Below are 19,041 nucleotides of genomic sequence, written 5' to 3'. Positions count from 1 at the left end.
AGCTGCCTCGCCTCTCAGTAGGTGAACTTGGCGACCATGCCGTTGAGGCGCACCGCCAATCCGGCCAGGTCATCGGCGGCGCGCTGGCTGTGCCGGGCCGAGCCCGAGGTCGCCGCGGTCACCTCGGCCACTCCGGAGAAGTTCGCCTGCACCTCGCCGGCGCCGCGGGCCGCGTCGTTGATCGAGCGGGTCATCTCGTTCGTGGTCGCCGACTGCTCCTCGACGGCGGCCGCGATCGTGTGGCTGAACTCGGTGAGCTGGCCGATCACGTCCTCGATGCGCTGCATCGCCGCGCTCGCCCCGTCGCTGCCGGCCTGGATCGCGCCGATGCGCTTCGTGATGTCCTCGGTGGCCCGGGCGGTCTCCTGGGCCAGGTCCTTGACCTCGCTCGCCACGACGGCGAAGCCCTTGCCCGCGTCGCCGGCGCGGGCCGCCTCGATGGTGGCGTTGAGCGCGAGCAGGTTGGTCTGCTCGGCGATCGAGGTGATGAGCCGGACGACCTCGCCGATCTGCGTGCTGGCCTGGCCGAGCGTGGTCAGCTGCTCGGTGGTGCCGCGGGCGATGTCCAGCGACTGGTTGGCGACGTCCGCGGCCCGCGAGGAGGTGGTCGCGATCTCCTGGATCGACACGGTCATCTGCTCGGCGCCGGCCGCGACCGACTGCACGTTGGTGTTCACCTCGTCGGCGGCCTGCGCGGCCGAGGTCGCCTTGCCGGAGGCCTCGGTCGCGCCGAGGTTGAGGTCGCCGCTGACCTTCGACAGCTCGGCCGCGGCCGAGGACAGGGTGGCGGCGGTGCCGGCCAGATCCCGCACGGTCGCGCGGACCGAGGCGATCGCGGTGTCGAGGTCCTGACCCATCCGCCCGAACTCGTCGTTGGTCGACAGGTTCGTGGTCATGGTCAGGTTCCCGGCGGCGAGGGCCGCGATCGTGTCCCGCACCCGGTTCACGCGCCGGCTGGTCTGCCGCGTGATCATCACGCCGGCGACCGTCATGCCGATGAGCAGGACGAGCACGCCGACCACGATCGAGGTCTTCGTCCGGTTCTCGGCCGAGCTGGCCGCGGCGGCGCGCACCGACAGCAGGCTCGACTCCTCGCCGCTCATCGCCGTGGTGATCGCACGGATCTGGTCCATCACGGTCTTGCCCGCGTTGGTGAGCACGACCTTCTGGGCCGCGTCGAAGCCGGAGGCCCGCCGCAGGTCGATGGTCTGCTTGAGCTCGTTGAGCTTGTCGGTCACGAGCGGGGCGAGCTGGTCGAGGCGCTGCTGCTGGCGGGGGTTGTCGGCGGTGAGCGTGCGCAGGGCCTGCTGCTCGGCCGCGAGGTCCTGCAGCGCCTGGGTGTAGGGCGCAAGGTAGGAGTCCTCGCCGGTGATGAGGAACCCGCGCTGGCTGGTCTCGGCGTCCTTGAGGCTGGAGCTCAGCGCGTCGAGCCGGCTCAGCACCTCGTAGGTGTGCCGGACCTTGCCGGTGTTCTCGACGAGGGAGTCGACGGAGAGGTACGCCACCGTGCACACGGCCCCGAAGACCACGGCGATGCCGGCGAAGATGACGCCCAGCTTGCGCCCGATCGTCGCCCGCGGCGGGCGCCCCGTCGCCGTGGTGGACATGCTCGTCATCGCTTCGCCGCTCCTCGCGCGTTGCCCGGCAATGAGGTCGTACGTCCCATCGGCTCCGCCGCCGGACCGGCTGAGAGAAACCGCACAAAAGTCGCCGAGCCGGTGCGGTTGCGCCCGCCCGGCACGCTGGGGTGGTGAACCGGCTCGCCGCGTGGTGGCTCGCGTACCGCGGGCCGCGCGGGCGCTCCCGCAGACCCTGCGCGACTGTGTCCGCCTGCGCTACGAGCAGGAGATCGCGCTCGGCTCCTTCTCCCCGGGCCCGGCGGACATCGCGCTCGGCCCGCCCCTCACGCCCGCGGAATCGTCCGCGCCGTCCCGTCGAGCTCGCGGCGCGCGTCGCGCTCGATGAGCACCGGCACGAACGCGTGCACGCCGACGGTCGCATACCGCTTGGCGACCCGCTCGACGGTGGCGCGCACGGCGGCGGCGTCGTGCCGGGCGGCGTACCGGCGGATCAGCCGCTCGGTGAGGTGCTCGACCGCGTGCGACTCGAGCTGGGTCCGGTGCGGGATGGGCGGCATGGCGTGCTCCTTCGGCCGGTTCACGGTGTTCCGCCGTCACTGTCGCCCCGCGGCGCGGGGACGCGGCAGGGCCGAACGTCCCGCCGGTGCGGGCCGCCCGCCTCGACGACCGGCGGAACGTGTGGCAGCCGTCGCGAAGCTGGGCTACAGTCGCGGCCGTTGATTCGGCTGTTTCGATCCACGGGGGATGTCACATGCCACGTCGCTCGCCGCTGCTCGCCGCCCTCATCCTGGCCGGCGCCGCCCTCGCCACCTCGGGCTGCCTGGGCCTGCCGGAGTCCGATGCCGAGCCGGCGCGCCCGGCCGCCGGGCCCTCCACCAGCCGCTCGCCCCTGCCGCCGCCGGCCAAGGACGACGTCGTCGCGCTGCTGACGAAGCTGATGGGGGCGCAGTACACGTACCACGTCGAGAGCAACCTGCCCGACGACGCCACCGGCAAGGTGAACGCGAGCGGCGGCTACGACCACGCGGGCCAGGTGTTCGAGGAGGACGTCACGATCAGCGGCACCGGCAACAGCGACGGCCACCTGCACCGCATCGTGTTCGGCCACGACCTCTACAGCCGGGACAAGGACTCCGAGAAGTGGATCCACCTGGACCTGTCGAGGCTCAAGAGCCAGACGCTGTACGGCGTGAACATGGACAACCCCACCGGCCTGGCCACGTTCGCGAAGACCGTCGTCTCGGCGACGGCGAGCGGCCCGCACGCGTACAAGGGCCGCTTCGCCCCGACCGGCGAGCAGTTCCTGCCGATCGGGCGCCCGAGCGTCATCGCCTTCTACACCAGGGACGCGCCGTTCACGCTGGAGACCGACGACCAGGGCAACGTGACCTCCATCCACATCGAGATGGAGCTGACGGACAAGCCCACGTTCGTCGCGACGACCACGTTCGCCGGCCACGGCCAGGCGCTCGCCACCAAGCGGCCGGCCAGGAACAGGACCGCCGAGGCCGACAGCATGTACTACGGCTGACGCCGCGCCGCCGGACCTCCTGCGGCCGACACCGCGCGGCCGGCGACCCCGGCGTTCCCGGCGTCGGCGCCGCGGGTGAGCCGCGCCAGCAGCTCGCTCATCGCCACGCCGAGGGCCGCGACGCCCGCGCCGAAGATCACTACCCCTACGTCCCGCTGCCGCATCGTCCTCGACCTCCTCGCCTCCACGATGCGCCGCGCGGACGCCCGGCGCCGGAGGCGAGCGGCCCCTCCGCGGCGGGTCGTTCGGCCCGGCCGGACGTGCGGGAGCTTCACACGCCGAGCACCGCCGTGCGCCGGGTGGCCGCCGGTCGAATCTCGGCTCGGCTGGTCGCCCGGGCGCCCCGCCGGCGGGCGCAGGGCATCGACGTCGAGCTCGCCGCAGATTCCTGGCCTAGCGCCAGCTGAGCTCAGCCACGCGCCGGAAGTTGCCGCCCAGAATCCCGGCGACCGCCTCCGCCGGATACCCCCGCTCCAGCAGCGCGGCCTCGACCCCGAACAGGCCCTCCGGCGGCATGAACCTGATCGGGCCCCAGCGGGTGTAGCACTCCGGGAACAGCGACGGGTTCGCGACCATCTCCGCGTTCAGGTCCGCGTGGTCGAACGAATAGTCGGAAGCGAGCCCGACGTGCTCGGGGCCGACGAGCTCCACGGCGTAGTCGATGTGCCGGACCAGCGCCTCCGTCGAGGGGTCGTTCGGGCCGAGGAAGATCCCGACGCCCGCGATGCCGACGACGCCGCCGGTCGCCGCGCACGCGCGGGCCTGCTCGTCGGTGATGTTGCGCGGGTGGTCCCACAGCGCGCGCATGCACGAGTGGCTGTAGACCACCGGCAGGGCCGACACCTCGCACAGGTCGAGGCCGGTCCGGGCGCTGCAGTGCGAGCCGTCGGGGACCATGCCGACGGCGTTCATCTCCCGCACCAGGTCCCGGCCGTAGGCGCTGAGCCCCTCGTCGGTCGCGTCGAGGCACCCGCAGCCGGCCGCGTTGCGCTCGTTGTACGTCGGCAGCAGCGTGCGCACGCCGAGGTCGTAGTACTGCCGCACCCGGTCCAGATCGCCCTCGAGCGGCCCGGAGTCCTCCAGGTCGAACGCGACCGAGACCCCCTCGGAGCCGATGTCGCCGACCCCGGACACGAGGCGCAGCCGGTCGTCGGCCGCGATCCGCCGCCGCCAGTCGTCGAGGATCGCGAGCACCAGGTCCGCGCCGTGCGGCGCGTACCCGACGTTCACCGACACGAAGCTCCCGCCCGGCCGTGCGTAGCGGGCGAGCTCGCCGACGTCCGCCCCGACGGTCAGCGGCAGGCAGCAGTGCTGCTCCCACAACACGGTCATCAGGTCCCCGGAGGCTTGCGCTCGCTGGCGGGGCCGGACTCCGCGCCGGCGACGACGGTGGCGAGTGCGGCGCCGTCCAGGGCGGGCTCGGAGACGCCGGCGGGCGGCGCCGCCGCGTCCTCGTCCTCGTCGTCGGCCGGGGCCGGGCCGACCGCCGAGGCCAGCAGCGCGGAGTTCGGGATGTTGAGCGGGCCGTCCTTGGTCTCCAGGACCGTGTAGAGCAGCCCCGCCGACACGATCATGCCCTGGTGCGGCCCGTTGAGCGCGCCGGACATGACCCGGACCTGCTGGCCCGGCACGTACGGGCGGGCGAAGAGCAGCACCAGCCCCGCGAACAGGTTCCCGAGGATCGGCTGGGCCGCGAGCCCGACGACGATGCCGGTGATCGCCCCGCCGACGAGCACCTGCCGCAGCTGCACCCCGAGCAGGTCGCACACCGCGAGCACGGCGATGAGATAGCCGCCGAGCAGAACGAACAGGCGCAGCGGCGTCCCGGCGGCGTTCCCGGCGCGGGCGACGGCGATGCGCTGCACCTCGCGGGCGGCGGTACGGCTGGCGGCCACCCCGAAGATCGCCGTCAGCAGCGCGCACCCGTAGGCGATCAGCCGTATCCGCAGCTCGGCGGCGTGCACGCCGCCGATGTCATGCCCGGTGACGAGGAAGGCGAGGGCGAGCGCGCCGAACACGATCGTCCTGCGGAAGTCGGGCCGCACCTTGATCTCGATCGCGCGCAGCCCGGCGAAGGCCCCCGGCGCGTGGTCTACCGCCCCGTTCTCGCCCCGCCGGCGTCCCAGCCAGCCCATCGCCCGTCCTTTCACCCGGTTGATCACCATCGGCGACCCTACCGCGCCCCGACGGCGCCGCGGCCCCCCGGGCGGACCTCCGCGCACACCGCGAAAGACGTCCGGGCGACCGGCATGTGGGCACAGCGGCCCGAGCGGGTCGCCTGGTTGCGAGCGGCGCGCTATTGTTGCGGGCACGAATGGACTTCGAGACTTGTGCACATGGGGGCAGCCATGGGACGCGGACGGGCCAAGGCCAAGCAGACGAAGATCGCGCGCGAGCTGAAATACTTCAGCATGCCGACCGACTTCGCGGCGCTGGAGCACGAGTTGAGCGGCGAGCCGCACGCGGCCGCCCAGCCGACGGAGGACTCCGGCGAGTGGTCCGACGACGAGGAGTTCGCGGGCCGGCGTCAGTAGGTCCCTCACCTCGCGGTGAAGCTCGCGGTGAAGCCTGGCCACCACGTCGGTAGCCAGGCTTCGGCAGATCAGCCGCGAGGTCGTACCAGGCGGCGAGGTCGTATCCGGCGGCGAGGTCGCATCAGGCCGCGAGGTCGTACTGGTAGAGGTCGTACTTCGCCATCACCCCGGTCAGCTTGACCGTGTACTGCGGATCGGTCGCGTAGCCGGCCTTGTGCATCTCGGCCACGAAGCGGTCCGGGTCGTTCTTGAACTGGAAGGCGACGGCGTAGCGGCTCAGCGACGCGAGCGTGGCGCCGTGGTCACGGAACGAGTCGGCGGCGCTGCCGTACTTGCGGAACGACGCCGTGGTCGGGAAGCACTGCCCGGCCGCGGTGCACTCGCTCGTGTTGTGGCTCACGCAGCCGATCGCGTACGAACCCTGCCCGTTGCACTTCATGCCGAAGAAGTTCTTGTCCACAGTGGACAGGGCGCTCCTGCCCCAGCCGGACTCGAGGATGGCCTGGGCCAGGGTCACCGACGACGGCACGCCGTGCTCGCGCTGGCTCTGCTGCGCGCCCGGCACCGACGCGGCGATGAACGCCTCCTGGCTCATGGTGCCGTCCGGCTCCGGCAGGAGCACCGGCGGCGAGCCCGGCTGGCGGCATTCGCCGCCGTGCGAGCGGCACGAGAACATCGGGCCGTCGGCGGGCGCGGCCGCGGCGACGCCGGCCCCCACGGCCAGCGAGACGAACGTCGCCGCGAGGGCGGTGGCGAGCGTGCGCCGGATTCCGGGGAACATGGGCGACTCCTGTCGGGCGGTCGGTGCGTGGACTCACCAACCGTCGGACGCGCGCGGCGCACCGCAGTTCGCGCGACGGTGCGATGCGGTTGCCGCGAGCCCGGCCGGTTACCGGATGACGCCATCGCGTCACGCCGGGCGACAGTGACGGCTGTGACGGGCGGCGGCCGCGCTGCCCGCCCGGCCTGGAGCGCGCCCGTGAAAGCCGGTGTCCGGTTTTCACGGTGATTGCCGGGGATCCCCGCCGACGACCGTAGACTCCCCGGCGTGCCAGAGACGTTCATCGTTGCCTTCAGCGGCGACGGCGAGGGTGCCGAGGCCCCGATGACCTCGACGCGCTCGTCCGGCGCGTCAACGCCGAGCGCGGCGAGAGGTCGACATCGCCTGCTACTTCAACGACCGGCGCCCGCCCGCCCCGGCCGACGGGCCGGTGCCGGCCGCGGCCGAGATCCGCGCGGCGCTGCCCGCGACCACGTTCCGCTGGCTCGCGCAGCAGGACCGGCCCAACGAGCGCATGTTCGTCACCGTCGCCGCCGACCCGGGCACCGTCCACCTGGACATCTGCGGCGACACCGGGCACATCCCGCCGGGGGTGCTGGAGGCGTGCGCGCGGGGCATGGAGGCGGTGACGGTCGCCGCCGCTACGACGCCGCCACCCGGCGCAGGCTCCGGTCGAACAGCGTGACGATCAGGAACAGCACCGCCGCGCCCAGCATGATCCAGGCCAGGTGGTGCATGCCGCCGGTGCTCGCGTGCCGGCCGAACGACGCGGCGGTGGCGGCCGAGGCGACGATCGAGCCGAGGTAGCCGAACGTGCGCAGCAGCCCGGCCGACGAGCCGATCCGCTCCGGGTCCGCCTGGAAGTACACGGCGTTCTGCAGGCCCAGGCTGTTGGCGCCCTGCGGGACGCCGAAGAGCACCGAGACGGCGACGAGCATCCACAGCGGGCTGGCCGCGGTGAGGGCGAGCATCAGCGCGCAGGCGGCGAGCTGGCCGGCCCCGCCGAGCAGCAGCTTCGACCGCACGCCCGGGCGCCGTCCGATGGTGACCGACAAGCCGATGCCGACCAGGAACATCGGGATCTGCACCAGGCCGGCGCCGAGCGGGGAGAGCCCGTAGCCCTCCTCCGTCCATTGGGTGAAGCCGTAGAGGAAGGCGTAGGACACGACGTAGGCCACGAGCGACCGGCCGTAGGTGGCGACCAGGGGCAGGTTGCCGCCGAGCACCCGAAGGTCGATGAACGGGGTTGCCGCGCGCAGCTCCCGCACCGTGAACGCGGCGCCGAGGGCGACGGTGAGCACCGGGAGGTACCAGGCGGCGGGGTGCGGGTCCATGAGGAACAGCAGCAGCGCGACGAGCATGGCCGCGAACAGGCCCATCCCGGCCAGGTCGATCCGGGCCAGGTCGACCCGGGCCAGATCGATCCGGGCCAGGTCGATCCGGGCCAGATCGATCCGGGCGGCCGGCGAGGACCGGTCGGCGCCGGCCTCCCCGCGGCCGGTGCCGCGCTCCTTCGGCAGCCGCAGCGCGCCGAGGGTCACCGCGAGGACCGACAGCGGGATGTTGACCGCGAACGTGGCCCGCCAGCCGCCGAGGCCGATGAGCAGGCCGCCGAGCAGCGGGCCGACCACGGCGATGGTCTGGTTGGCCACGGCGAGGGCGGCGAGCACGCCCGCCGGGCTGTCCCGGCCGGTGCGCTCGGCCTCGCGGCGCAGCAGGGCCATCGCCGCGGGGTAGCCGGCGCAGGTGCCGAAGCCGAGCACGACGCGCGCGGCGATGAGCACGCCGAAGTCCGGGGCCAGGGTGCCGGCGATGCCCGCGACGCCGACGAGGCCGGTGCTGATGAGGAACAGGCGGCGGGGGCCGTAGAGGTCGATGAGCCGGCCCACGACCGGCTGGCCGAGCGCGGTGGCCAGGTAGAGGGCCGAGACGAGCCAGGCCGTCCGGGACGGCGGGGCCCCGAACGCGGCGCCGATCGGGATGAGCGCCACGGCGATGATGGTCGAGTTGATCGGGTTGAGGATCGAGCCGAGCATCATCAGCAGGACGAGCCGGCGGTCGAGCCCGCTCGCCGGCTCACGCATCGGCGAGCCGCTCCAGCACGGCCATGGCCGCGATGACGGTCCGGCGCTCCTGCTCGGTGCAGCGGCGCTCGAACTCCGCGGCCAGCCACTCGCCGCGGGCCTGCCGGCCGGCCTCGGCCCGCTGCCGGCCCGCGGGGGTGAGCGCGATGAGCTGGCGGCGCCCGTCGCCCGGGTCGGGCCGCCGCTCGACCAGGCCGAGATCGGCCAGCGCGGCGACCTGGGCCGCCATCGACTGGTGCCGCATGCCCTCGGCGGCGGCGAGGTCGCTGTTGGCGAGGCCGTCGCGGTCCAGGAGCCGGGCGAGGACGGTGGCCTGGGTGAGGCTGATGTCGCCGGTGTCGCCCGCGGCCCGGATGCGGCGCCGCAGCCGCCCGATGACGGCCCGGACGGCCCGCGAGGCGTCCACGGCGGACGGAGAGGGATGATCGTCGGCCATATCCGCAGTCTACCTGCGCAGTTCACCTGGACACATCGTGGCACCCACCCAGGTATGAAACCGCCGATCACCCCGTGCGGGCGCGCCGGCCCGATTAGGGTCGGCTTCGAACGGGGGGGGGTGCGATGCGACGGGCCGGCCGTCCCCCGAGGCGGCCGCCGCGGAGGGCGTGCCCGCCGGGACGGTCACGATCGACCCGCACATCGCGCACACCCCCTCGCCGGGCCACCGCGGCAGCCCGCTCGGGCCACCGTCGCCACCGCGGGCTCGTCACCGGGACCGTCGGGGCGCTCGCCGCTCGCCGCGGTCGTGGTGTCCGCCGCGGCGCCCAGTTGCCGCCGGAAAACAGCCCCGCGAGCATGTCGAGGATCGGCCGGCGGCTCCGACCACCCGGTGAACCGGCACTCAGCAGGAGAGGAACCACGCGGATGAGCAAGGTCTTCACGAGCATCGCGGCGTCGCTGGACGGCTACGTCGCCGGGCTCAACCAGACCCTCGAGCACCCGATGGGCGACGACGTCATCGGGGGCCCGGAGAGCGTGCTGCACCAGTGGATGTTCGAGGCGCGCGAGGAGAACGCGGCGGAGCTCGCCGAAGTCACCGACGCGGGCGCGTTCATCATGGGCCGCAACATGTTCGGGCCGATCCGGGGTGAGTGGGACCTCGACTGGCGCGGCTGGTGGGGCGAGGAGCCGCCGTACCACGCCCCCGTCTACGTCCTCACCCACTACCCGCGCGAGCCGCTGGAGATGGACGGCGGCACCACGTTCCACTTCGTCACCGACGGGATCGAGTCGGCGCTGGAGCAGGCCCGCAAGGTCGCCGGCGAGCGGGACGTCTCCGTCGCCGGCGGGGCCTCGACCGTCAACCAGTTCCTGGCCGCGGGCCTGCTGGACGAACTGCGGCTGCACGTGGCGCCGGTGCTGCTCGGCCGGGGCGAGCGCCTCTTCGAGGGCATCGGCCGGATCGGTCTCACCCAGGTGGAGGCCCGGCAGACGTCGCTGGTGACGCACCTGCGGTACACGATCCAGCACTAAAGTCGTTCGATCCAGAACTGGATCGACGTCGGCGGGAGGGTCAGGGTCAGCACGGGGCCGGTCTTGTCCACCAGGTTGGCGTTGCGCGACGCCGGCGTGTACTGCTGCCCCTGGAACGCCCGCGTCGAGCCGGTGTCGACGGTGTACGTCACCGTCGACGTCCCCCGGTTCGTGAACGCGAAGACGAGCTTGCCCTGGGGCGTCTTCCAGGCCATGATCCGCTGGTCGGTGCGCACCGTGGTCTCGTCGACCGCGTAGCGCACCGAGTTCCACGGCAGGTACTTCACGAACCCGTGAATCCCGTTGAAGTTCTGCGGGTTGTAGTCCCAATGCCCCTTGGCGATGCCCGCGAACTTCGTGAAATCGTCGTCGTCGTAGGGGCGCCAGTAGCCCAGCGAGTAGCCCGAGGACTCGGAGTTGTAGGTCGGCTTCAGGGCGTGCAGCCAGAACCAGGTCGGCGCGTTCTGGAACGTCATCCAGTTCATGATGGACTGGGCGGTGTTCACCATCTTCCAGTCGCTGGTCGGCACCTGGTACTCGAACTCGTTGGAGAACACCGGCTTGCCGGCCGCGTCGCTGGTGTAGTCGTTCTGCAGCTGGTCGTTGCTGTCCGACCCGATGCGGTGGAACGACCACCCGTTGACGTAGGACAGCGCGGTCGCGTCGGCGCGGATGAGCGCGCCGCCGCGGCCCCGCTGGCCGTTGTCGGCGTCGGCGTGGATGAACACGTCGGGGAACGCCGCGCGCACCTTGGGCGCGACGGCCTTGAACGCCTTGTAGTACTGGTCGTTGCTGTAGCCGCAGCAGGAGTACGCGACCCCGGCGACGCTCGGCTCGTTCTGCAGGCTGAACATCTTGACCGGCAGGCCGTTGTCGCGCAGGTACGTCAGGTCGCGCACGATCGCGTCGCCGAACTGGTCCAGCCAGCCCGGGTCCGTGGAGGCGATGGTCCCGCCGACGTAGCTGCCGTTGGACTTCCAGCCCGGGGCCGGCGACCAGTACTCGGCGGAGACGCCCTCGATCCCGGACTGCGCGACGAGCTCGGCCAGCTCGCTCATCTGCGTGGACCAGCGGCCGACGATCTGCTTCTGGGCCGCGTCCAGGCCCCGCAGGTAGAGCCCGAGCGCCAGGCGGAGGTAGCGGAAGCCACGGTCGTCGCGGATCTTCAGCAGGTCGCGGTACATCCGGGTGCGCTCGGTCGCCACCAGGTCGTGCGGCACCGAGGTGGTCGCGGCGGGCAGGCCGTTGTTGCCCGATCCGATCGAGTCGGACTGGATCTCGACGCCGAGGCCGAGGATCGTCTGGCGGGGCTGGTCGTGGCGGATGACGTAGTCGGTGACGGCCGCGCTCGCGGGGCGGGCGAGGGCGGAGGCGCCGATGACGGCGCCGGCGAGGCCGATGGCGGTGCGTCGGGTCAGGGGCATGGCGGTCCCTCCTGGAGTGGGGGCAGGCCGAGCTTGGCTCGTGGGCCGGGGCGGAGCAGGGCGGCGGTCTGGGCCGCGCCGGCGCCGCCGTCGAGGACGAGTTCGGTGCCGGTGAGGTAGGGGGCGGTGAGTGTGTAGGAGACGGCGGCGGCGATGTCGTCGGGGGTGCCGAGGTGCTGGGTTTCCTGGAGGCGGGCGAGGTCGTGGGGGTCGGTGAGGCGGGTTTCGGTGTCGGGGGTGCGGACCCAGGCGGGGGTGATGGTGACGGCGCGGATGTCGTACCGGCGGTAGTCGACGGCGAGCTGGCGGGTGAACGCGGCGAGGGCGGCCTTGGCGGCGCTGTAGGCCGGCAGGCCGGGGAAGTGGCGGGTGGCGTGGATGGAGCCGATGGTGACGATGACGCCGTGGCGCCGCTCGATCATGCCGGGCAGTACGGCGCGGGCGCACAGGAACGCGGAGGTGAGGTTGGTGTCGAGGACCCGGTGCCAGTCGGCGAGGGTCGTGTCGTGTGCCGGTGTGCCGGTGGTGACCCCGGCGCAGTGCACCAGGGCCGCCACCGGGCCGATGCCGCCGAGCGCGGCCGTGACGCCGGCCTCGGTGGTGAGGTCGCCGTCGGCGCGGTCGACGCCGTGGACGTCGAACCCGTCGGCGGCGAGCCGGGCCGCGACCGCCGAGCCGATCCCGCCGGCCGCCCCCGTCACCACCGCCCGGTCAGGCACGGAACACCTCGTACTGCGCGATCAGCTCCTCGTCGAGCGTCACGCCGAGCCCCGGCCCGTCGGGCACGGCCAGGGCACCGTCCACGAGGGACGGACGCGCGGCGGGCAGGTCGTCGCGCAGCGGGTTGGGCAGCCGGTTGTACTCGTAGATCGGCACGTTCGGCGTGGCCGCGGCGAACTGCAGCGCGGCCGCGAGCCCGACCGCCGAGCCGACCCCGTGCGGCGAGACGTCGACGTGGAACGCCGAGCACAGCGCGGCGATCCGGCGGGCCTCGGTGATGCCGCCGGCCCGGGTGAGGTTGGGCATGACGACGTCCACCGCGCGCTGCTGCAGGAAGTCGCGGTAGCCGAAGCGGCTGAACTCGCTCTCCCCCGTCACCACCGGGATGCGCACGGCCGCGCGCACCTCGGCGAGCCCGGCCACGTCGTCGGTGGCGAGCGGCTCCTCCAGCCAGCGCACCCCGAGCGGCTCCAGCGCGAGCCCGAGCCGTACCGCGGTCTTCACGTCGTAGGCGCAGTTGAGGTCGACGTGCAGCGCGGCCCGGCCGGCCAGCGCCTCGACCACCGCCTCGGCGTGCGCGAGGTCGGTCGCCTCGCCCCGGCCCAGCTTGAGCTTCACGGCCCGGAACCCGGCGTCCACGAAGGACAGTGCCCGCTCGGCGGACTCCGCGGTCGTCGGCAGGAACGGGACCGGGCTGGCGTAGACCGGCACGGTGTCGCGGACCGGCCCGCCGAGCAGCCGGTGCACGGGCAGCCCGGCGGCCTTGCCCCGCAGGTCCCACAGCGCCAGGTCGACGCCGCTGATCGCCTCGAGGTAGAAGCCGCCCGTGCGCCCGGCCCCGGACTGCGCGCCGTACATGAGCTCCCACAGCGCCTCCGACGCGCCGGCGTCCCGCCCGAGCAGCATCGGGCCGAGCAGACGGCCGACGATGGTCGCGGTGACGCGCGGCTCCGGCAGCCCGTAGGCCTCGCCGATGCCCTCCAGCCCGTCGGTCGTTCGGATACGAACGAGGGTGGTGTACTGCCCGAGCCGCGGCAGCACCCGATGGCTGGACGCGGGGGTGAGCAGCCACTCCGGCACCGCGTCGAGGCTGCCGTACACCCGCTCGAAGGGCGCGGACAGGGCGACGGCCTCGACGGAGGCGATGGTGAGCTTCACGGGATCCCTTACTTGATGAGGTCGTTCATCCGGTCGCGGGCCGAGGTCAGCGCCTCTTTGACCTGTTTCTTGCCGATGAGGATCGACTGGACCTCTTCGGCGAGGACTTTCTCCATCTGGGAGAACTGTGGGTAGACCCAGAACGGGCTCGCGCTGGAGTTCGCGCCGATCTGTGCGGTGAACTGGGTGGCGAACGTGTCGTTGCGCACCGCCGCGTCGGCCAGCCCCGCGTTGGTGGTCGGCGGCAGGCCGGTCTTGGTGAACCAGTCGATGGTGTAGCTCTTGTCGGTGGTGATGGTCTTGGCGAAGGTCGCGGCGGCGGCCGCGCCGGCGCCGTTGATGACCGCGATGACCTGCCCCCACGCGAGGTGCCGCGGCTTGTCCCCGGCGTTGCGCACCGGCCGCGCGAGCGGTGTCATCTTGGCGGCGAGGTCCTTGTCCGGCGACGACTTGGCCACCGTCGCCTTGCCGCCGATCGCGTCCTCGTAGAACGCGGTCCGGCCCTGCGACATGAGCGCCCGCGCATCGACCCGGTTCACGTCCGGCGCGATCAGTTTCTGGTCATACAGCTTCTTGTACCAGCTCAGCGCCTCGACACTGTCGTCGTCACCGATCACGATCCTGTTGTCCCGCACGATCGGCGACCCGAACGCCCACATCCACGGAATAATGTCCTTGAGCTGATCCACCTTCGTCATCCCCGCCCACGGCACGATCCCGCCGCCCAGACCCTTCACCGCCGTGAGCGCCGCCTCGAACTCCGCGACCGTCTTCGGCAGGCCGGTGACCCCGGCCCTGGTGAGCAACTCGGTGTTCGCGATCAGACCGATCCCGGCGAACGTCCACGGCAGCCCGTACTGCACCCCGTTCGACTGCCCCAGCGCCAGCGCGGCCGGGGCGTAGTCCAGCCCGCCCGCCACACTCCTGACATCCAGCAACTTCCCCGTCGCGGCCAGCGTGGCCAGCCACGCGACGTCGAGCTGGACCACACCCTTGAGCTGACCACCCTGCACCTGCAACAACACCTGGTTCAGATAGTCGTTGTACGGATACGACGGCGTCGTGATCTTCACCCCGGCGTTCGCCGCGGTGTACGTGCCGATGGCGTCCTGCATCGGCTGTTTCGTGACCGCCTCGTTGAACGACCACGACGTGAACGGGAACTCCCGCACCCCGTCGTCCTTGAGACCGTCGGTGCCCGCGGGGGTCGGGGCCTGAGTGGAAGGGGCGCAGGCAGCCAGCGTCGACAAGCCGAGCGCGCCCAGAAACGTGCGGCGGGAAATGCTCATGTGTCACTCCAATGCGGGGGGTGTTCAGCCCTTCACAGCACCGGCGGTGAGCCCGGCGACCAGATAGCGCTGCAACACGGTGAAACCGACGACAACGGGCAGCGAAACCACCAGCGACGCGGCCATCAGATCCGGCCACGCGGTCTCGAACTCGCCCAGAAACGTGTTCACCAGACCCGGCGGCAGCGTCTGCCTGTCCGGACCGGCAAGCGTGAGCGCGAACATGAAATCGTTCCAGCCCCGGATGAACGCGAACAACCCCGTCGCCACCAGCCCCGGCAACGACACCGGCAACAGAATCCGATGGATGATCGCACCCTGCCCAGCCCCGTCGACCTTCGCCGCCTCGATCAACTCATCCGGGATCGTGTCGAAGAACCCCTTCAACATCCACACACACAACGGCAACGTGAACGTCGTGAACGACAAAATCAACGCCAGATACGAATTGAGCAGACCCGCCTGACTGAACACCAGATACAACGTGATGAGCAACAGAGCCTGCGGGAACATCTGCGACGCCAGCACCAGATACATCAGCGAACGACGACCCCGGTAGCGGAACTTCGCGAACGAATACCCGGTATAGGCGGACACGACCACCGTCAGGACCGCGGTCACCGCCGAGACGATCAGGGAGTTGAGGAGGTATTTGAGCAGCTTCGGATTCTCGAACATGCCGCCGAAATGCTCGAACGTGACACGGTCGGGAAAGACGTGCGGCGGGAAACGGAACACATCCTGCGTCGGGGTCAACGCCGTGACCAACACCCAGTAGATCGGGCCGAACGCGAACACGCCGACGACCGCGACGGTGGTCACGGCGAGCCAGGGGCGCCGCCTCACGCCCGCTCACCCCGCTCCGACAGCCGCACGTAGACCACGACCAGGGCCAGGATCAGCACGAGCCAGAGGGCGCCGAGCGCGCTCGCGCTGCCGAGGTCGAAGGCCTTGAACGCGGTGTCGTACACGGCCACGGCGAACGTCGTCGTCGAACCGGCCGGACCACCACCCGTGAGCACATAGATCATGTCGAAGTGCTGCACGTTCCAGATCACCTCGAGCAGCACGACGATCCCGAGAATCCCCCGCAGATGCGGCAACGTCACATGCCAGAACCGCGCCACCGCACCGGCCCCGTCCAACGCCGCGGCCTCATGCAACGCCGACGGCACCGTCTGCAGACCCGCCAGCAGCATCACCATGATCCACGGAAAGCTCGCCCAGCTCTTGGCCACGATGATCGCCGCCATCGCGGTGCCCGGCCGGCTGAACCAGGAGATCGGCTCGTCCGTGATGTGTAGCGTCGTCAGGACCCCGTTGAGCAGGCCGTAGTTCGCATTGAAGATCCACAGCCAGACGAACGAGACCACGACGCCGGGGATGACCCACGGGAACAGGAACAGTCCCCGCAGGACGGCCCGGCCGCGGATCCGGGCGTTGAGGGCCAGGGCGAGCGCGAAGCCGACGACCACCGGCACGACCGTCGAGGCGACCGTGAACACGAGGGTGTTCTGCAGTACCGGCCAGAAGTTCTGCGCCAGCACGGCCCGGAAGTTGTCCAGGCCCACGAACGAGCGGCCCGGCAGCACCAGGCTCTGCCGGAACAGGCTGGTGCTGAGCGCGCCGGCGAGCGGGTAGAGCACGACGGCACCCAGCAGCGCGAGGGCCGGGAGGGTGAGCAGGAAGCCGAACATGCGGTCCTTCATCGGGGCTCCTCCGCCTGCGCCACGCTCGGGTGGTCGTCGTCGAGGTCGATGAGCTCCGGGTCGAGCTGGGCGCGCAGCTCCACGCCCAGCTGCCACTCGACGTGGTCGCGGGCGGCGCGCTCGGCGTCGTCGGGGTCGTGGCGGCGCAGGGCGTCGAGGATCGCGGCGTGCTCGGTGATGACCTGGCCCCAGGCCGGGTCGACGCGCACGCCGACGCGGTAGTGCTGGACGCGCAGCAGCGCGAGGTCGGTCATCTCGCGCAGCGTCGCGTAGCGGGTGGCGGTGGCGATGCCGGTGTGGAACCGCCGGTTGAGCTCGGACATGGGGGTGAGCCGCCCGCGCTCGAACTGGAAGCGCATCTGCTCGTGCAGCTCCTGCAGCTCGTCCAGCTCGCCGTCGCCGATCGTGGTGGCGGCGACCCGGGCCGCCAGCCCCTCCATCGCGCCACGGGCGAGGTAGACGCCGCGCATCTCGCGCAGGGACAGCGGCGCCACGTGCGCGCCCGCGTGCGGGTTGGGCTGCACGACGAGCCCCTGGCCGGTGAGCTTCTGGATGGCCTCGCGCAGCGGGATCTTGCTGATGCCGAGCGAGCGGGACAGCGCGTCGATGTTGATGCGGGCCCCCGGGCGCAGCTCGCCCGCGAGGATGGCCTGACGGAGCCGGTCGTACACGACATCGGCCTTGGTCTGGAAACCGTCGAGCCGTTCCACGCCATCTCCCCAGGTCAGGCGACCGTCGTATACTATCGATCGCATGCGACGCAGTGTTGCACCGCACCTGGACACGGCGCAAGAGGTCGATGCGGATCGGCCGGCGCGTGGCAGCTTCGGGCGCGCGAGGCGCGCCGATCACAAGGGCGACGGCACCACCGTCGCCGCCGCGGGCGTCAGTCCACGAGGGACTGGGTGCCGAGAACGATCGCGAGCGCGAGCCGCTCGGCGTCCTCCGTGCCGGGCTCGGCGGTGTAGACGGTGATCCGCAGGTCGTCCTGGGCGACGATGAGCGCGTCGCAGTCCAGCGTGATCCGGCCCACCGCCGGATGCTCGACGACCTTGCGCTTGGAGGGGTCCGGCGGCGGGGGCGGCGCCTCGGCGTTCCAGAGCTCGCCGAAGCGCGGGCAGGCGTCGGCGAGCTCGCCGATGAGCCGGCGCAGGGAGCGGTCGGCCGGGTACCGCGACGCGGTCAGCCGCAGGTCCGCGACGAGCCGGGCCTCGTGCTCGGCCTGCTCCCGCGGCGTGTGCACGACCCGGTTGCGCGGGCCGGCGAGGTTGCGCCAGATGGCGTTGCGCTCCAGGCCGTGCCACGTCGTCGTCTCGCCCATGAGCGCGTCGTAGGCCGCGTTGGCCAGCACGAGCGTCCAGGTGGCGTCGTAGACGACGACCGGCGTGTACGAGAGCCGGTCGAGCAGCCGCTGCACGCTCGCCGTGACGCGCGACGGCACCACGTCCAGCCCGGGGGTGGCGTGGCCGGCGAGGCGGTACAACAGGTCCCGCTCCGGGTCGCCGAGCCGCAGGGCCCGCGCGAGCGCCTCGACGACCTGGGCCGAGGGCGCGGTCGCCCGGCCCTGCTCCAGCCTCGTCAGGTAGTCGGCTGAGATCCCGGCGAGCGCGGCCAGCTCCTCGCGGCGCAGCCCGGCCGCGCGCCGGCGCCGGCCCACGGGCACGCCGACGGCCTCGGGCGTCACCCGGTCCCGGCAGCGGCGCACCATCGCGCCGAACTCCCACGACTCCATCTGCCCAGTCTGCGCGCGGGCGCCCCCGCTGTCCTGGCCCTGGCGGTCCTACGACAACGCGACGGCTGGCTGACGCCCCGCCGGGGCCGCACAGTCGGGACATGACCACCACGCTGATCACCGGACCGACGCGGGGCCTCGGCCGGGCCGCGACCCTCGCCCTGGCCGCCAAGGGCTCCGATCTCATGCTGTTGGGCCGCAGCGGTACGGCCCTGTCGCAGATCGCCCGCGAGGCGCGCGCGCTGGGCGTCACCGTGCACGAGGTCGGCGTCGACCTGGCCCGCCTCGCCGACGTGCGGGCCGCGGCCGCGACGGTGCGCGGGCTGCTGGACTCCGGCGCGGCCGGCCCGCTGCGCGCCCTGGTCGCCAACGCCGGGACCATGTCGGCCGACACCCGCACCGCGTCCGCCGACGGCTACGAGCTCACGTTCGCCGTGAACTACCTCGCGCACGCCCAGCTCATCGGCGACCTGCTCGGCTCGCTCACCGAGCCCGCGCGGATCGTGCTGGTCGGCTCGAACACGTACCACCAGAACTTCTGGCGGCGCCTGCTGGGCGTGCCCCCGGCGAGCTGGGCCGACCCCGTCGACATCGCCCGCCCGGCGACCGGCGGGCAGAACCCGGGGATGCGGGCGAGCGGCACCGCGTACTCCAACGCCAAGCTGGCCCTGCTGTACTACGCCCACGAACTGCAACGCCAGGCCGGCCCCGGTGTCGCCGTGTCCGTGTACGAGCCCGGCTGGATGCCCGGCACCGCCCTGAGCCGCGACGCGCCCGCGGCGTTGCAGGCCGCCGGCCGCGCCCTCGGCCGCCTGCCCGGCGTCGCCACCCCGCGGCGCTCGGGCCCGCAGCTCGCGTCGATCGCGCTCGACGAGCGCTGGGCGCACCTGCGCGACGGCGCGTTCGTGGTGCGCGGCAAGGTGACCGAGGTGCGCCCGATCGCGCACGACCGGGACCGGGAGCGGCGGCTGTGGGCCGCGACGGCGGAACTGCTCGCCCGCGCGTAGGTCGCCGGCCACGCCCTGC

The 19,041-nt window shown here is 72.3% G+C and carries 21 protein-coding genes; 5 read left to right on the top strand and 16 right to left on the bottom strand.

Annotated features, from left to right (window positions below; genetic code table 11):
- Positions 1 to 14: 14 nt before the first annotated feature.
- The gene (locus ACQP1P_RS22595) at positions 15 to 1,616 is read right to left on the bottom strand and encodes a methyl-accepting chemotaxis protein (RefSeq protein WP_433089155.1); all 1,602 of its coding nucleotides are present in this window, start codon (positions 1,614 to 1,616) and stop codon (positions 15 to 17) included.
- Positions 1,617 to 1,903: 287 nt separating this feature from the next.
- Positions 1,904 to 2,137 (bottom strand): three-helix bundle dimerization domain-containing protein, encoded by a 234-nt coding sequence (locus ACQP1P_RS22590; protein WP_433089154.1) that lies wholly within the window; start codon positions 2,135 to 2,137, stop codon positions 1,904 to 1,906.
- 194 nt (positions 2,138 to 2,331) lie between these two features.
- Here ACQP1P_RS22590 and ACQP1P_RS22585 point away from each other — a divergent pair, with 194 nt between their 5' ends.
- Positions 2,332 to 3,111 (top strand): hypothetical protein, encoded by a 780-nt coding sequence (locus tag ACQP1P_RS22585; RefSeq protein WP_433089152.1) that lies wholly within the window; start codon positions 2,332 to 2,334, stop codon positions 3,109 to 3,111.
- Here ACQP1P_RS22585 and ACQP1P_RS22580 read toward each other — a convergent pair.
- From ACQP1P_RS22580 to ACQP1P_RS22570, 3 genes are all read right to left on the bottom strand, one after another.
- A complete protein-coding gene (locus tag ACQP1P_RS22580) occupies positions 3,102 to 3,275 on the bottom strand; it encodes a hypothetical protein (RefSeq protein WP_433089150.1) in 174 nt (57 codons plus the stop codon). The two genes, ACQP1P_RS22585 and ACQP1P_RS22580, sit on opposite strands and share 10 nt — an antisense overlap.
- Before the next feature lie 229 nt (positions 3,276 to 3,504).
- Entirely contained in the window at positions 3,505 to 4,443 is a 939-nt protein-coding gene (locus tag ACQP1P_RS22575) for a dipeptidase (protein ID WP_433089148.1), read from the bottom strand.
- The gene (locus ACQP1P_RS22570; protein ID WP_433089146.1) at positions 4,443 to 5,246 is read right to left on the bottom strand and encodes a mechanosensitive ion channel domain-containing protein; all 804 of its coding nucleotides are present in this window, start codon (positions 5,244 to 5,246) and stop codon (positions 4,443 to 4,445) included. The genes ACQP1P_RS22575 and ACQP1P_RS22570 overlap by 1 nt, the downstream gene beginning before the upstream one ends.
- 213 nt (positions 5,247 to 5,459) lie before the next feature.
- Here ACQP1P_RS22570 and ACQP1P_RS22565 point away from each other — a divergent pair, with 213 nt between their 5' ends.
- Positions 5,460 to 5,645, top strand: a complete 186-nt coding sequence (locus ACQP1P_RS22565) for a DUF3073 domain-containing protein (RefSeq protein WP_433089144.1) — start codon at positions 5,460 to 5,462, stop codon at positions 5,643 to 5,645.
- Positions 5,646 to 5,766: 121 nt separating this feature from the next.
- On the opposite strand, the gene gsmA is transcribed toward ACQP1P_RS22565, so the two are convergent.
- Positions 5,767 to 6,426, bottom strand: coding sequence for a sporangiospore maturation cell wall hydrolase GsmA (gene gsmA / locus ACQP1P_RS22560; protein ID WP_433089143.1), 660 nt, complete (start codon positions 6,424 to 6,426; stop codon positions 5,767 to 5,769).
- A gap of 430 nt (positions 6,427 to 6,856) precedes the next feature.
- Between gsmA and ACQP1P_RS22555 the strand changes: the two genes are divergently transcribed.
- The gene (locus ACQP1P_RS22555; RefSeq protein ID WP_433089141.1) at positions 6,857 to 7,111 is read left to right on the top strand and encodes a hypothetical protein; all 255 of its coding nucleotides are present in this window, start codon (positions 6,857 to 6,859) and stop codon (positions 7,109 to 7,111) included.
- On the opposite strand, the gene ACQP1P_RS22550 is transcribed toward ACQP1P_RS22555, so the two are convergent.
- Both ACQP1P_RS22550 and ACQP1P_RS22545 read right to left on the bottom strand, forming a co-directional pair.
- Positions 7,068 to 8,510, bottom strand: a complete 1,443-nt coding sequence (locus tag ACQP1P_RS22550; RefSeq protein WP_433089140.1) for an MFS transporter — start codon at positions 8,508 to 8,510, stop codon at positions 7,068 to 7,070. The genes ACQP1P_RS22555 and ACQP1P_RS22550 overlap by 44 nt on opposite strands.
- Positions 8,503 to 8,946 carry a MarR family winged helix-turn-helix transcriptional regulator gene (locus tag ACQP1P_RS22545; protein ID WP_433089138.1) on the bottom strand — a complete coding sequence of 148 codons (444 nt, stop codon included), beginning with the start codon at positions 8,944 to 8,946 and terminating at the stop codon, positions 8,503 to 8,505. Before ACQP1P_RS22545 ends, ACQP1P_RS22550 begins: the two co-directional genes overlap by 8 nt.
- 428 nt (positions 8,947 to 9,374) lie before the next feature.
- On the opposite strand from ACQP1P_RS22545, the gene ACQP1P_RS22540 reads away from it, so the two are divergent.
- Positions 9,375 to 9,983 carry a dihydrofolate reductase family protein gene (locus ACQP1P_RS22540; RefSeq protein WP_433089136.1) on the top strand — a complete coding sequence of 203 codons (609 nt, stop codon included), beginning with the start codon at positions 9,375 to 9,377 and terminating at the stop codon, positions 9,981 to 9,983.
- On the opposite strand, the gene ACQP1P_RS22535 is transcribed toward ACQP1P_RS22540, so the two are convergent.
- The 8 genes from ACQP1P_RS22535 to ACQP1P_RS22500 form a co-directional block, all read right to left on the bottom strand.
- Positions 9,980 to 11,407, bottom strand: coding sequence for a hypothetical protein (locus ACQP1P_RS22535; RefSeq protein ID WP_433089134.1), 1,428 nt, complete (start codon positions 11,405 to 11,407; stop codon positions 9,980 to 9,982). The genes ACQP1P_RS22540 and ACQP1P_RS22535 overlap by 4 nt on opposite strands.
- Positions 11,398 to 12,126: an SDR family NAD(P)-dependent oxidoreductase gene (locus tag ACQP1P_RS22530; protein ID WP_433089132.1), complete on the bottom strand. Its 729-nt coding sequence runs from the start codon at positions 12,124 to 12,126 to the stop codon at positions 11,398 to 11,400. The genes ACQP1P_RS22535 and ACQP1P_RS22530 overlap by 10 nt, the downstream gene beginning before the upstream one ends.
- A complete protein-coding gene (locus ACQP1P_RS22525) occupies positions 12,119 to 13,285 on the bottom strand; it encodes a mandelate racemase/muconate lactonizing enzyme family protein (RefSeq protein ID WP_433089130.1) in 1,167 nt (388 codons plus the stop codon). The genes ACQP1P_RS22530 and ACQP1P_RS22525 overlap by 8 nt, the downstream gene beginning before the upstream one ends.
- Before the next feature lie 8 nt (positions 13,286 to 13,293).
- Positions 13,294 to 14,574: an ABC transporter substrate-binding protein gene (locus ACQP1P_RS22520; RefSeq protein WP_433089128.1), complete on the bottom strand. Its 1,281-nt coding sequence runs from the start codon at positions 14,572 to 14,574 to the stop codon at positions 13,294 to 13,296.
- 24 nt (positions 14,575 to 14,598) lie between these two features.
- Entirely contained in the window at positions 14,599 to 15,396 is a 798-nt protein-coding gene (locus ACQP1P_RS22515) for a carbohydrate ABC transporter permease (protein WP_433089126.1), read from the bottom strand.
- Between the two features lie 20 nt (positions 15,397 to 15,416).
- Positions 15,417 to 16,283 carry a carbohydrate ABC transporter permease gene (locus ACQP1P_RS22510; protein ID WP_433089124.1) on the bottom strand — a complete coding sequence of 289 codons (867 nt, stop codon included), beginning with the start codon at positions 16,281 to 16,283 and terminating at the stop codon, positions 15,417 to 15,419.
- The gene (locus tag ACQP1P_RS22505; RefSeq protein WP_433089122.1) at positions 16,280 to 16,993 is read right to left on the bottom strand and encodes a GntR family transcriptional regulator; all 714 of its coding nucleotides are present in this window, start codon (positions 16,991 to 16,993) and stop codon (positions 16,280 to 16,282) included. The genes ACQP1P_RS22510 and ACQP1P_RS22505 overlap by 4 nt, the downstream gene beginning before the upstream one ends.
- A gap of 176 nt (positions 16,994 to 17,169) precedes the next feature.
- Positions 17,170 to 18,015, bottom strand: coding sequence for a helix-turn-helix transcriptional regulator (locus tag ACQP1P_RS22500; protein WP_433089120.1), 846 nt, complete (start codon positions 18,013 to 18,015; stop codon positions 17,170 to 17,172).
- A gap of 101 nt (positions 18,016 to 18,116) precedes the next feature.
- Here ACQP1P_RS22500 and ACQP1P_RS22495 point away from each other — a divergent pair, with 101 nt between their 5' ends.
- Entirely contained in the window at positions 18,117 to 19,022 is a 906-nt protein-coding gene (locus ACQP1P_RS22495) for an SDR family NAD(P)-dependent oxidoreductase (RefSeq protein WP_433089118.1), read from the top strand.
- Positions 19,023 to 19,041: the final 19 nt, after the last annotated feature.

The sequence above is a fragment of the Dactylosporangium sp. CA-052675 genome (genome assembly GCF_050947935.1).
In the GTDB taxonomy this organism is placed as follows: Bacteria; Actinomycetota; Actinomycetes; order Mycobacteriales; family Micromonosporaceae; genus Dactylosporangium.
The sequence above is the reverse complement of the archived record's forward strand: the minus strand, read 5'-3'. Positions and strand labels throughout refer to the sequence as shown.